The 12467-nt window shown below is 39.4% G+C and carries 13 protein-coding genes; 6 read left to right on the top strand and 7 right to left on the bottom strand.

Going from position 1 to position 12467, the window contains the following annotated elements; genetic code table 11:
* Together CWC16_RS02010 and CWC16_RS02005 are read right to left on the bottom strand one after the other, a co-directional pair.
* Entirely contained in the window at window positions 1-399 is a 399-nt protein-coding gene (locus CWC16_RS02010) for a hypothetical protein (protein ID WP_055014464.1), read from the bottom strand.
* Between the two features lie 67 nt (window positions 400-466).
* Window positions 467-886 (bottom strand): DUF3429 domain-containing protein, encoded by a 420-nt coding sequence (locus CWC16_RS02005; protein WP_138540296.1) that lies wholly within the window; start codon window positions 884-886, stop codon window positions 467-469.
* Between the two features lie 257 nt (window positions 887-1143).
* Between CWC16_RS02005 and ahpC the strand changes: the two genes are divergently transcribed.
* On the top strand, window positions 1144-1713 hold the full coding sequence (ahpC, locus tag CWC16_RS02000; protein WP_055014462.1) for an alkyl hydroperoxide reductase subunit C: 570 nt from the start codon (window positions 1144-1146) through the stop codon (window positions 1711-1713).
* Between the two features lie 156 nt (window positions 1714-1869).
* Window positions 1870-3453 carry an alkyl hydroperoxide reductase subunit F gene (gene ahpF / locus CWC16_RS01995; protein WP_138540295.1) on the top strand — a complete coding sequence of 528 codons (1584 nt, stop codon included), beginning with the start codon at window positions 1870-1872 and terminating at the stop codon, window positions 3451-3453.
* Window positions 3454-3564: 111 nt separating this feature from the next.
* On the opposite strand, the gene CWC16_RS01990 is transcribed toward ahpF, so the two are convergent.
* The 3 genes from CWC16_RS01990 to CWC16_RS01980 all read right to left on the bottom strand — a co-directional run bounded on the left by CWC16_RS01990 (window position 3565) and on the right by CWC16_RS01980 (window position 6267).
* Window positions 3565-3816, bottom strand: a complete 252-nt coding sequence (locus tag CWC16_RS01990) for a hypothetical protein (protein ID WP_138540294.1) — start codon at window positions 3814-3816, stop codon at window positions 3565-3567.
* A 17-nt stretch (window positions 3817-3833) separates the two neighbouring features.
* Window positions 3834-5861 carry a hybrid sensor histidine kinase/response regulator gene (locus tag CWC16_RS01985; RefSeq protein WP_138540293.1) on the bottom strand — a complete coding sequence of 676 codons (2028 nt, stop codon included), beginning with the start codon at window positions 5859-5861 and terminating at the stop codon, window positions 3834-3836.
* A 184-nt stretch (window positions 5862-6045) separates the two neighbouring features.
* Window positions 6046-6267: a hypothetical protein gene (locus tag CWC16_RS01980; RefSeq protein ID WP_055014458.1), complete on the bottom strand. Its 222-nt coding sequence runs from the start codon at window positions 6265-6267 to the stop codon at window positions 6046-6048.
* A 485-nt stretch (window positions 6268-6752) separates the two neighbouring features.
* Between CWC16_RS01980 and CWC16_RS01975 the strand changes: the two genes are divergently transcribed.
* Genes CWC16_RS01975 through CWC16_RS01965 form a run of 3 tightly spaced genes read left to right on the top strand, consistent with a single transcriptional unit; the run spans window position 6753 to window position 8868 of the window.
* On the top strand, window positions 6753-7040 hold the full coding sequence (locus CWC16_RS01975) for a hypothetical protein (protein ID WP_138540292.1): 288 nt from the start codon (window positions 6753-6755) through the stop codon (window positions 7038-7040).
* On the top strand, window positions 7037-8632 hold the full coding sequence (locus tag CWC16_RS01970) for a PepSY-associated TM helix domain-containing protein (protein WP_138540291.1): 1596 nt from the start codon (window positions 7037-7039) through the stop codon (window positions 8630-8632). The genes CWC16_RS01975 and CWC16_RS01970 overlap by 4 nt, the downstream gene beginning before the upstream one ends.
* Window positions 8629-8868: a hypothetical protein gene (locus tag CWC16_RS01965; protein WP_138540290.1), complete on the top strand. Its 240-nt coding sequence runs from the start codon at window positions 8629-8631 to the stop codon at window positions 8866-8868. The genes CWC16_RS01970 and CWC16_RS01965 overlap by 4 nt, the downstream gene beginning before the upstream one ends.
* Here the strand turns inward: CWC16_RS01965 and CWC16_RS01960 are convergent.
* Window positions 8860-9696, bottom strand: a complete 837-nt coding sequence (locus CWC16_RS01960; protein WP_138540289.1) for a patatin-like phospholipase family protein — start codon at window positions 9694-9696, stop codon at window positions 8860-8862. The genes CWC16_RS01965 and CWC16_RS01960 overlap by 9 nt on opposite strands.
* Before the next feature lie 352 nt (window positions 9697-10048).
* Between CWC16_RS01960 and CWC16_RS01955 the strand changes: the two genes are divergently transcribed.
* Window positions 10049-10921 carry an SMP-30/gluconolactonase/LRE family protein gene (locus CWC16_RS01955; RefSeq protein ID WP_138540288.1) on the top strand — a complete coding sequence of 291 codons (873 nt, stop codon included), beginning with the start codon at window positions 10049-10051 and terminating at the stop codon, window positions 10919-10921.
* Between the two features lie 10 nt (window positions 10922-10931).
* Here the strand turns inward: CWC16_RS01955 and CWC16_RS01950 are convergent, their stop codons facing one another.
* Window positions 10932-12374 carry a sensor domain-containing diguanylate cyclase gene (locus CWC16_RS01950; RefSeq protein ID WP_138540287.1) on the bottom strand — a complete coding sequence of 481 codons (1443 nt, stop codon included), beginning with the start codon at window positions 12372-12374 and terminating at the stop codon, window positions 10932-10934.
* Window positions 12375-12467: the final 93 nt, after the last annotated feature.

The raw sequence follows: 12467 nt of genomic DNA, 5'->3' as shown, positions 1-12467 counted from the left end.
TTAATTAGGTGTGTGAGAGTTTTGATCTGAACTTTGCGCATGTTGCGCTGTATTAGCACCCTGCAAACGATAAAACGCAAGGCGTGTTTTGAGCCCTTCAATGGCTATTTGTTTTAAAATTAAATTAAAGGTAATTAAAATAGCAAACACAATATGAACAGGGCCATGTGTAAAACCCGCTTCTGGGTTATAAAGCGTAAGCCCAAACAACATAAATAATACCACTAACAGTATTTCTATTAATTGATTTGAGTAAAAGCTGAGCCGGCCTTCATTTTTGTGATCTTTTTTAATGCTAATAGCGCAAAAAAACGGAATAACTTTAATTTTAAAAGCGGCGTTTTTTTCTACGTAGTTTTCGCCAAGCTCGTTAAGCTGCTGGCGTAATGTATCAATCATGGTGCGTCCTTAAATAGCAGTGCGCGGATGTTACACTATTACGCCTAGTAGGTTAAGCAGCGCAAGGTTATTTTGGGTAAAGGCTCATACCAATGGTGAGTATGTGACACACAAATACCACTGAGGTAAGAATAAAGCGCATTTTTTGATAATCACGATGGTAGGTTTGCCACTGTGGTGTGGCTTTCTCAAAGATAAGCACTAACCAAAAACTTGCCCCTAACCAGGCAAGCGCCCACTCCAGCGGAATAAACGATAAAAATGGTATGGGTATAACGGGCAAAACCGCTTTAATTGCATCGCTGTAACTTTGCATGCCAGCGCGCCATAAATTGCCCGCCATAAATGCCAATATGGCAATGCTGTAAAAAGTAAAAAACTCAAGATTAATACTGTTGCTACCAAACATAAGCGGCCAAGCTACACAGCCTAAAAAGGGCAGTAACCCCAAATAGCCAAGTTGAATATGATTAACAAATTTTTCCATTACAGCATGCCTTATGTTTGTGTGTTTTTAAGCTCCGCTATTGTAGCAGTATTCTTATCACATATAGCTAATTAATCACTTACGAATAGTACAGTCAGATAGTTCAATCCTAAAAATCGATTGTTTTAATCTAAACAATCAATTTTATTTAATTTATCAATGGGCTTATTGTATTAATCAAGCCAGCAGAGCTAGCCGATAAATTTAGCTTTGCTTGGTAACTTAAATTAATACATTAAATATAAATGAGGAATACTATGAGCACTTCATTGATCAACACAAAAATTCAACCTTTCAACGCAACTGCATACCACAATGGTGACTTTGTAGAAGTGTCTGAAAAAGACGTACTAGGTAAGTGGTCAATCTTCTTCTTTTACCCTGCAGATTTCACATTCGTATGTCCTACTGAACTTGGCGACGTTGCTGATTACTACGAGCAACTACAAGAAATGGGCGTAGAAGTTTACTCAGTATCAACTGATACTCACTTTACGCACAAAGCATGGCATGACACGTCAGACACCATTGGTAAAATTAAATTCCCAATGATTGGCGACCCAACTGGCCGTATTACTCGCAGCTTTGGCGTTATGATTGAAGAAGACGGCCTTGCACTTCGTGGTACGTTTGTAATGAACCCAGAGGGCGAAATCAAAGTAATCGAAACGCATGACCTAGGTATTGGCCGTAGCGCTAAAGAGTTAGTACGTAAAGTACAAGCTGCACAATACATTGCAACGCATGACGGTGAAGTTTGCCCTGCATCTTGGCAGCCAGGTGAAGACACACTTGCTCCTTCACTAGACCTAGTTGGTAAAATCTAAATACAGGTTTACCCACTTTTATAGGGGCAGGCAACTGCCCTTAAACCAACATCATTTCGTTTGTTGGTGCCTCCTATTTCAACTCGGACTCATTAGCACATGCATTAGTTGGCATGGGAGGCTTGCTGTTTAAATTTTCCTAAAAAGGGTTAAGCCATGTTAGATAACAACATTAAAAATCAATTAAAAAGCCATTTTGAATCGCTTACTCAACCTGTTGAGCTGCTTATTGCCTTGGATGACAGCAAAAAATCAGCAGAAGTAGAAAGCTTAGCAAACGATTTAGCCTCGCTAAGTGACAAGTTTACGGTAGTTAACAACCCAGATTCGAGCGCACGTCGCCCATCTATGGTTGTGCATTCACCTGAAAAAAACACCCACATTACGTTTGCTGGCGTACCTATGGGCCACGAATTTACAAGTTTAGTGTTAGCGCTTTTACACACTGGCGGTCACGCAAGTAAAGCCAAAAGCGAAGACATTGAACAAATACAATCACTCGAACAAGAACTTAATTTTGAAGTATACATAAGCTTAAGTTGCCAAACGTGCCCGCAAGTAGTGCAAGCGCTAAATACAATGGCCGCAACAAACAGCAAAATTAAAGCGACAATGATTGACGGCGCACTATTTCAAGACGAAGTGGAAGAGCGCAATATATTAGCAGTACCCGCTGTGTACTTAAATGGCGAACCATTTAGCCAAGGTGCATTAAGCTTGACCGACATTTTAAATAAAGTAGACACTAAAGGCGCAGCTAAGCAAGCTGCAGCACTAAGTGAAAAAGATGAGTTTGATGTACTTGTCGTAGGTGGTGGCCCTGCGGGTGCCTCAGCCGCTATTTACTCTGCTCGTAAAGGTTTAAACACCGGTATTGTAGCCGATAGATTTGGTGGTCAAGTTGCCGATACGTTGGCTATCGAAAACTTTATTTCGGTTAAAGCCACTGAAGGTCCAAAGCTTGTTGCTCAGCTAGAAGAGCATGTTAAGGAATATGATGTAGATGTAATGCATAACCAACGCGCAGCAGGGCTTAGTCGCGGTACTAATGGTTATGAAATTACCCTTGAAAACGGTGCGACTTTAAAAGCTAAATCGTTAGTACTTGCCACCGGTGCACGCTGGCGTGAAATGAATGTACCTGGCGAGCAAGAATACCGCGGCCACGGTGTCGCTTACTGCCCGCATTGTGACGGCCCTTTATTTAAAGGTAAGCCAGTTGCCGTTATTGGGGGCGGTAACTCAGGTATTGAAGCGGCAATCGACTTAGCCAACATTGTAGAGCATGTAACTGTACTTGAGTTTGCTGATACGCTGCGCGCTGATGAAGTACTCGTTCGCAAAGCGAATAGCTTAAGTAACATCACTATTATTAAAAATGCACAAACCACTGAAGTGGTAGGCGATGGTAAAAAAGTAACCGGACTTAATTACACTGACCGTGTAACAGGCGAGGAGAAATCATTAGCACTTGCAGGTATTTTTGTACAAATAGGTTTGATCCCTAATACCGAATGGTTAAAAGAGAGTGACCTTACACTAAGCAAATTTGGCGAGATAGAAATTGATGCTAAAGGCGCAACCACGTTACCGGGCGTTTACGGTGCGGGTGACGCGACAAATACGCCATTTAAACAAATCATTATTGCAATGGGTAGTGGTGCAACAGCAAGCTTAGGCGCGTTTGATTACTTAATTCGCCACAGCGAGCAAAGCAATCAAGACCAAAATGCAGCTTAATAGACAAATCGTCTCTTGATGTAACAGCTAAAGGTACACCCAAATGCTGTTTGTTAACCCAAGCCGCCCTCTCCAAAGGCGGCTTTTTTAATGTTTATAACAATACCTCTATTAATCACAGCCACCAGAATCCCCACCGCAATCATTATTAGAGTGTGAGTTATTGCTAACATAAATTGAAGAGTCAGTGCTTGTATAAGTTGAACGGCCTTGTGCTGCCTTACCACTGATAAACGTAACTAATAGCAATACGCTTGATACAATAACAACGGTTATTGATGACCCCCATTGCCCTGTAGAAATGCCTTTAAATATGGCTAAAAACAGTACAGTAAAAAGTAATGTTCTTATTATATTTCTCATAGTATGTCCTTACTAAATTATAGCGAGTTAACGTTAGTTGTATGCTCGAGCGCATTGGCAAGCGCTTTTTCAATCTGCGGCAGCTTAAACGGTTTAGAGACAAACATATCCATGCCCGCTTGTTGGCAAGCTAACTTATCTTGCGAGGAGGTGTTGGCTGTAAGGGCTACAATGTAGGTGCTTTCTTTAGGGCAAATACGCTGCGCTCTTAGTGTTTTGGTTGCTTCAAAGCCATCCAAGATCGGCATAATGCAATCCATAAAAATAAGGTCGTAATGCTTTTGCTTGCACTTAAAAATAGCGTCTTGACCATCAATGGCGCAGTCGGCTTTTACGTTTAACTTATCAAGAGAGGCATCAAGCACACGGCGGTTTATATCGTTGTCATCTACAATAAGCACACTGAGCGAGTGGTTGTTTAGCTCAATTTTTGATTGAATATCATCTATTATTTGTTCTTTACCAAGCTCTAGCGGAATATTAATGCTGAACGTAGAGCCTTTTGTTAGCTCGCTCGTCACCGTGATTGTGCCGCCCATGTATTCTACAAGCTCTTTTATAATTGCTAGGCCAAGACCAGTGCCTCCTTTATTGTTTTTAGCATCAACCTCTTGTGTAAACGGCGAAAATAAAGACTCTAAAAAAGCGGGGGTCATTCCACGGCCAGTATCAGAAACTGTGATACCAAGAGATAACGCATCGTTATTATTTATGAGCTGGGTGCTGAGTTTTACTTGGCCTTGCTCGGTAAACTTTAATGCGTTACTTAATAAGTTAGAGGTAATTTGGCTAAGGCGGGTACTGTCGCAAAAAGCCCAGCAGCTATCATCAATCGTATTTTCTATGATTAGCTCAACACTGGTTTCTTTAAATAAGGGGGTATATAAAGACGCTAAGTCACTAAATATGGTTTTTAGCAGTACATCGGTTGGCTCTAGCTTTAACTCACCATGATTAATTTTAGAAAAATCGAGTACTTCATTAATTATGTTAAGTAAAATGTCAGCGCTGCGTAGCGCTATTTTTATTTTTTCGTCTCGTTTTTCAGTGTTTTTTTCATCTATTAGGGTGGTGAGCATGCCGGTTATGCCATTTAGAGGGGTGCGTAACTCATGGCTAATTTTAGCAAATAGCATACTTCTATCTTCTAACATATGCTCTGCTTCGGCTTTTTTCTTTTTAAGTTCTTCTCTAAGTAAAATAGATTCGGTTATGTCTTGAAATGTACCAAATAGCCTTATGCAATTGCCTTCATGAAATTCGGCTTCTCCAAAGGTCGAGACCCAAATTTCTTGGTTTTGTGCAGTAATAACCTCAAGCTCTAAATTCCACTTTTCTCCTTTGTTGATAGCATTTTCAACTGCTTGATTTATAGCATCTTTGCTTGAGCCGTCTTTGTAAAACTCAACTGCATTATCAATGATTGGCTGATAGTCATCGGCAACCTGGTGTATACGTTTAGTTTGCTTACTCCAATACACTTTATTTTCGATTAAATCGACTTCCCAAGTGCCAATGTTGGCGATGTTTTCAAGCTTAGATAGGGTGTAGCTATTTTTTAAAAGCTGCTCTTTAGTGTCTATTTTTGCAAATTCAGATCCTAGCCACTGTGCAAATAGCTCTATGTAATCGTACGCTTCGTCGCTAAATGCAGTTGACTCGTTAGGGGATGAAAAGTTAACGGTGCCAAATGTTTCATCAGCTATTTTTATGGGTGCACCAATGTAGGATTCAAGTTGAAAGTTTATGTAACAAGGGTGGTTTGCAATCGTGCTTTGTGAAGCTTTATGAAACGAAAGCGCTGAGCCTGCAGATAAAGTATGAACACAATAGGTGCCGTCCAACTCAAATTGTGTACCTGTAACTAAACTGTTATCGGGTGTTATAGCGTGGAGTACTGTGTAGGTATTAGCTTCAATTTTACTAATTATTGCTATATCAAGGCTAAACACTTCTAGACCAAACGCAAGTAGACTTTTTATTTTGGAGTCAAAATCTAGTGTTTGGTTTGAGACTATATCGTGAAAACGCCTTAAAAAATTCACTGCAATTACCTTAGTTTTATTTTTATATCGCTATGCGTATCGGCAGATAGGCATAATTGTTTAGCCAGTTTGTTACAGTTTATACTAATAGAGACAAACCGTTGAAAAATTTATGAAGTAAAGACGGTTATGCAATTAATACACGCGCTTAATGGATGTATGTCATTAGCAAAATTTAGCTTACTTAATATGTTGAATTAGGCGTGTATTCTGGGTTTATGTCGCCACCGACTTCCTCCGGATCAACATCGTTAATAAGTAGTACTTCGCGCACAGCTTCAATATGGTCAAGCACCGTTTGATAGCGCTCTCCATATTCGTATTTTGTTACTTCAATCGCTTGTGGCATGTAAGTGAATGCAATTTTTAGCGCGTGTAACGCTTCTGGATTAATTTTATCGCTCATAATTTTCTCTCATATAACCAAATGTATAACGGTTAATTTTACAGCTTATTGAAGGCGTAGCCCAGTGGCTTTTAGCTTTTATTGCCTAGGCGCTCACAACGTAACAATTATTAGTAATAGTGACACTAAAAATTAAAGCTTACCTTTTAACGTGGATTCTTAATGTGCTCGATAGCGCCATACTATTTAAGCCCATTAAGGGTACATACTTTGTACTATTTAAAAGTAGCTGCCCCATGCATTGTTGTCTAACTACTTACAAAGCAGTCAAGCTCTGGCTGATCATTATTGTTGTAGTTGGTATTGGACTGTTACCTACTTTTAGTTTAAGCGCATTGAGTTTGCTATTGATGGGTAATTGTATGCTTGTTTTTTATTAGAACGATAAGTTGTTGCATATATTCACAAATACGCAATATAATGCGAACAATTGTTATTTGCATGCGCAAAGGTGTGCGCTTGCTACTTTTTTAAACGAGCTAAAAATGAATAATAAAAAAATATTTAGCGCTACAAAGCGTCGCCATTTTATGGCGTGCGTATTAGCACTGGTGACCGCTACGGTAATGATCACCGGTATGACTACCTATTTACCCTTTCAAATGAGTGAACAAATTTTACTGCCTATTTTACTGTTTCCCATTATTTGGGTAGGGCTATTTATCTATGCCTACATTAGCGAAAAAGCATGGCAACCATTTTTACTCATGATCACTTTGTGTTTAGTGCATGGAGTTTTAAGTTATTTAGCATTAATGCAGGGGCAAGGATGAAATCAATTACATTAAAAAAGCTATTCCTATTACATAGCTGGGTGGGTGTAGTTACAGCTGTTCTATTATTTATTGTAGCTTTTACTGGTGCGCTTGCAGTACTTGCCAGACCCGAGCTTAAAATTTGGGCTAACCAATCGTTGCATCAAACTCAACATATTCCTAATAGTGAAATTAATTCGTTAGTAAATACCTACCACGCACAAGTACCCGAAGAGTTTGGTGAAAATATTCATGTATTTATGCCGACCGGGCATAATTTTCACTTACTTGCTTTAGTATTCGAGTCTCACCATGGTGATGAAAATTACCAGCAAGAAGTACTTAGAGCATTTGAATTTGACCCAGCAAGCTTAGCATTGGTAAATACCTACTATGGTCCAAGTAAGCAATATTATGCCAACAGAAAAACAGATGCAGCTAGTTACATTGCTGAGTTTCATGCTGACTTACATTTAGGGCGCCCTATAGGCCTTATTTTAACTGGCTTTTTGGGCTTAACGTTATTAGTAAGTACGGTAACGGGGCTATTTATTCACCGTAAATTAATTAAAGAGCTGTTTACCTTTAGATGGCTCAAAGGTTTTGATGTCACTATTAGTGACGGCCACAAAGTAATGGGCATTTGGGGCAGTATTTTTAATATTGTAATTGGCTTTAGCGGCGCATTTTTAGGCCTGGCCACTGTAATTTTACTACCTGCCGCCGCTTTTGTTAGTTTTGGTGGCGACCAAGATAAGTTAATAGAAACCTTTACAGCTATTCCTGAGCCTATAATTAGTCATATAAATCAGCCAACTGACATAACCGCTATTTTAGGTGATGCGCAACAACGCTACCCACATGCGGTTATTTTAGATGCCACGGTAATGGCGCATAACGATGCTAACGCACAAGTGTATTTACGTCTTTTAGGAGGCGAGGCTGTGGCTTCTCAGCTATTGCATTACAATGGACAAGGGAAATACATCGCTTCAATGAGTAGCTTTGGCGATATAGCAGGGGTATCAATTAAAATTATTGAAATACTCTTTCCACTACACTTTGGTAATTTTGCTGGATTATTTGTGAAACTACTTTGGGTAATGCTTGGTTTAGCATGCGCCTTAATGCCACTTTCAGGCATGATGATGTGGTTAGCAAAGCGTAGCAGAGGTAGCACACCAACGCTTAGTGCTGGCGTATATGCAAAGTGGAACCGCTTTATTATAGGTAGTTGCGGCGGTTTAGTGCTTGCCTGTTGTGTATTATTCCCTATGCAAATACTTTTAAATTATGCCGTGGCAGGTGCTGAGCACAACGCTTACTTTGGGCCGTTATTTTTTTACTCGTGGTTAGTTTGGCTAATTATTGCCATATTTTGGCAAAACTATAAAAGCTACTTTAAAGCCACTGTGCTATTTTGCGCTCTGTCACTAATGAGTGTTTTACCACTTAATAGCGTGTTAGGTGTAAATAATGTTATTAACGCAAACAGTACCTTGGTAGTAGTTACCGATATCAGCTTTTTAATTGTTGGGCTGGCGTTTTTATGGGGGTACTTAAAAACACACTCTGCAGCAATGCCACTTACAGAGGTAAAAACAGCATGAATACTTTGGTGATAGTGATTGCATTAATGTGTTTACTAGCTGCTTTATTATTAATGAGAAGTAAGCACTACAAAGTAATCCATAAATGGCTGTACTGTTTTGTTTTAACAGCTATTGCCTTGGCATGTTTTATACATGTTTACGCTATAATAGCGGGTGTTGTATGCACCATTGCAGCGTTTACCGTAATGGGCATACTGGTTACGGTGTCTTTAGGTAAACAGCGCTTAAGTTAAAAAGGCTTTGGCTGTATCAATTCCCATTTTATACCCATCGTTGAGCCGTTTAACGTTTTTGGTTGTACGGCCCACTCTAAATTGAGGCGGTGGGGCAATGACATTTATTTTGCAATCTTTAGGCGGGTTATTAATAAAATCTATGCTCCTGTTGTAAACGTGCGCTCTGTTCGTCGCGCTTTTTATGAGAGCTGGGTAGTTTTTATATAGTTTTTTAGTTAACCACTGGGATTTACTTGGCTTTTTTCTATAACCTAATGGCTGAGAAAGTACGACGGTTATTTCTTCAGCGCCCATTTCGTAAGCTTTTATAACAGGAATAGAGTCTGCTACGCCGCCATCGGTCATCGCAATGTCATTAATAATAGGGTAGTTGCGATACGCAATAGGGATAGCACACGATGCCTTAAGTTGCTCTATCATTAAATCGCTCGTTGCTTTTAGGTATTGAGGTTGCCCTGTGGTGATGGCGGTGGAGACGATATAAAATTCATGAGCCGCTTTTGCAAAAGTGTCTGTGTTAAGCGGTATCTCATCAATAGTTGCTTGCCATAGCCAGTCTAAATCAAACAAGTGTCCGCCTTTGATAAAGCGCGCTAAGTTAATAAATTCTGGCCGACACGAAAAATCGGTAATCACATGGTAATTTCGTTTAGGTTGTTGGCATAAATAAGCGGCTATATTGGTAGCGCCAGCAGAGACCCCAAAATAATCAGTAAAAGGCTGATAACGCTGCGCTAAAAACTCATCAAGCACCCCGGCGGCAAAAATACCGCGCATTGCTCCTCCCTCGACCACTAAAGAATGTTTATTGTTATTATTAATCATACTATTACCTCCCTTTAGATGATATTACCAACTAACTAAGTAAAGCGCGATCAAATGCTTAAAATAATTAACCCATTTGTCATATACTTAATTCATTTAAGGAATTAAACGTGATGCTAACGGCGCTAAAAAATTTTGATATAAACAGACGAATTACTAAACTTTAACCCGTCATCTACATGTTTATTATTTGAGACTAAATTACTTAGTTAAGTTATTTAGTATTAGTGCACTGTTTAGCTTAGAAAACGCGCTTAGTTGTTAATGTGTTTTGATTAATCGTAAGTGCTGGGTATTTCTGATAAAGTATTTATTAATACAAGACTTTGTTAATAATAAAGAATCGTTATTTATGACTGACTCAAATGTGACCGTATTTAGTAATCTACAAAATAAGTTAGGTGAAAGCCCGCTTTGGCACCCTTTGCTTGAAACGCTATTTTGGGTAGACATAGAAAAAAATCTCTTGCTGAGTATGTGTTTAACAAAACCTGACTCATTAACTCAAGTTGAAATGCAAGATACGGTTTCGGCCTTAGCGTGGCTTGACAAGGCACACCTTATTATTGGCACCAGTACGGGTATTTATAAATATCATATAGCTTCTGGGGTGCGCCAAACGCTTACATTTTTAGAAAACACCCAGCCTACACGACGCTCAAACGATGGCCGAGCCGACCCTTGGGGTGGGTTTTGGCTAAGTACTATGGATAAAAGCGCCCGCTCAGGCGGGGGAAAAATTTACCGATTTTATCAAAATTCGCTTAATTGTGTGGTGCAAGGGTTAACCATCCCCAACGGTCTTTGTTTTGATAAAGCACGCTCACGCGCGTATTACTGCGACTCTAAAGCCAGTTGTATTTTTTCTTTGAATGTACACCCACAAAGTGGTGAGCCTATTTTACCAGCGAGTGTTTTTTATCAATTTAAAAATACTGAAGTGGACCCAGACGGTTGTGTGATTGATGCACAAGGGAATTTATGGCTTACAGTGTGGGATATGGGCTGCGTTGTGTGTTTATCCCCAAATGGGGAAGTTTTACAAACACAACCATTACCCGCTAAAAAGCCTACAAGCGTGGCGTTTGGTGGCAATAACGCACAGTGGCTATTTGTAACGTCCGCAGATGATAGTAATGTAAAAACTAACCAATCATTACAAGGTAATGTATTTAAAATAACAGGCATACAAAACGGGCAGCTTGAGCCGCCCGTGATGCTATGATTGAATTTAGTTATTTAAATTGGCACACCTTATTTCGTCCTGTTTCTTTTGCTTTGTAGAGTGCTTGGTCGGCTTTATTTATAAAGCATTGCGGTGTGCTGTTTTTATCCGGCATGGCAGAATAAAAACCAATACTTAACGTTAGGTACTCACTTACACTAGATTTATTGTGTTTTATGCCTGCCGCTTTAATTGTTTGTTGAATTAAGCGGGTAAAGTGCAGGCAGTCTTGCTCATTAGTTGCCGGTAAAATTACGGCAAACTCTTCACCTCCATAGCGTGCGGTTAAATCGCCCTCGCGTCGGCATTGCGCCTTAAGCGCAGCTGCTACTTTTACTAAGGCTTCGTCGCCTTGCTGATGGCCGTAACTGTCGTTGTAGTTTTTAAAGAAATCTATATCGCACATAATTAAACTAACGGGTTGTTCAGCACGTGCGCAGCGCTTAATTTCACTCTCTAGTGCTTTGTCGAAACATCGCCGGTTTGCAATTGAGGTGAGGCTGTCGGTATTTACAAGTTGGTTGAGCTTTTGATTCGCAGTTATTAGCTGCTGTTGTATGCGTTGAAGTTCTTGCTTGTAATTTAAATTTTTAAATGCGTTAGCAATTATCTCGCCTACAAGCTTTATTCTAATTAAATCTAGGTCTGTCCATTCGCGTTTTTGTTTTACACAGTCACAACCTATAAAGCCTACCAGCTCTTTATCGTAGCGAAGGCCAATACATAATACTGATTGAATCCCTTCACGCTCGAGTTCTTGTTTTTCTTTAGTTGCTTTTATAGGGAGACTGGCAACATCATTTACTTTAAATAAGTGCGTGGTATCCATTAAATTGGCGAAGTAGGGGAGTGAGTTTGTTGGGACATGTTGTAGCTGTTCTTTAAACGCTTGAATGCCTTGATTAACCCATTCATGAGTATTATGCATTGACTTACCATCTTCAGAGAATTTAAATAAGTAGCTTCTATCGGCATGGCAAACAGTGCCAATGGCTTTAAGTGCAAACCCTATATGCGTATCAATATTGTCATTTTGAATATCTATTAAATCAGTAGAAATTTTTGAGATTATTTTATCAAAGTTATATTGCGCATCTTGGTTGTGCTCAATAACTTCAAACGTTGCTATATGTAAGTGTTTATTTAACTGGGCGAGTTTGGCATTTAGCAACAGGCTTTTCGTTTGTTTTTGTAATAATACGTGGCAGTTAGTATTTATCACCAAGTATTTTTCAAACAATTGCTCAATTGTAAATTGTTTTCTACTCTCAGGGCTGCTGAACTTAAGGTGCTCAAAATCAGCCTTGTTTAGGGTGTGTTTTTCAGATAGGTCAAATATAAGCTGGGCTTGCGAGTTTGCTTTATAGGTGTGCTTTTTAACGTCATAAAGTACAACAGCAAATGGAATAAGCTTAACAGTACTCCAAATATCCTCTAATTGTTTTAAGCCCACTCATTGCTCCAGTTGCTTGTTTATAGAATGTGTTATTCCCTTTATATATTGTTTAGTACAGTTTTAGCAATTTTGCTAAGTTTTTAGTGCGTT

Source organism: Pseudoalteromonas sp. S3776, assembly GCF_005886915.1.
Taxonomy (GTDB): Bacteria; Pseudomonadota; Gammaproteobacteria; order Enterobacterales; family Alteromonadaceae; genus Pseudoalteromonas.
This window is presented reverse-complemented; position numbering and strand designations above follow the sequence as displayed.

Coding starts and splice junctions, on each gene's coding strand:
- CWC16_RS02010 (WP_055014464.1), bottom strand. CDS start 399: ATGATTGATACATTACGCCAGCAGCTTAACGAGCTTGGCGAAAACTAC.
- CWC16_RS02005 (WP_138540296.1), bottom strand. CDS start 886: ATGGAAAAATTTGTTAATCATATTCAACTTGGCTATTTGGGGTTACTG.
- ahpC (WP_055014462.1), top strand. CDS start 1,144: ATGAGCACTTCATTGATCAACACAAAAATTCAACCTTTCAACGCAACT.
- ahpF (WP_138540295.1), top strand. CDS start 1,870: ATGTTAGATAACAACATTAAAAATCAATTAAAAAGCCATTTTGAATCG.
- CWC16_RS01990 (WP_138540294.1), bottom strand. CDS start 3,816: ATGAGAAATATAATAAGAACATTACTTTTTACTGTACTGTTTTTAGCC.
- CWC16_RS01980 (WP_055014458.1), bottom strand. CDS start 6,267: ATGAGCGATAAAATTAATCCAGAAGCGTTACACGCGCTAAAAATTGCA.
- CWC16_RS01975 (WP_138540292.1), top strand. CDS start 6,753: ATGAATAATAAAAAAATATTTAGCGCTACAAAGCGTCGCCATTTTATG.
- CWC16_RS01970 (WP_138540291.1), top strand. CDS start 7,037: ATGAAATCAATTACATTAAAAAAGCTATTCCTATTACATAGCTGGGTG.
- CWC16_RS01965 (WP_138540290.1), top strand. CDS start 8,629: ATGAATACTTTGGTGATAGTGATTGCATTAATGTGTTTACTAGCTGCT.
- CWC16_RS01960 (WP_138540289.1), bottom strand. CDS start 9,696: ATGATTAATAATAACAATAAACATTCTTTAGTGGTCGAGGGAGGAGCA.
- CWC16_RS01955 (WP_138540288.1), top strand. CDS start 10,049: ATGACTGACTCAAATGTGACCGTATTTAGTAATCTACAAAATAAGTTA.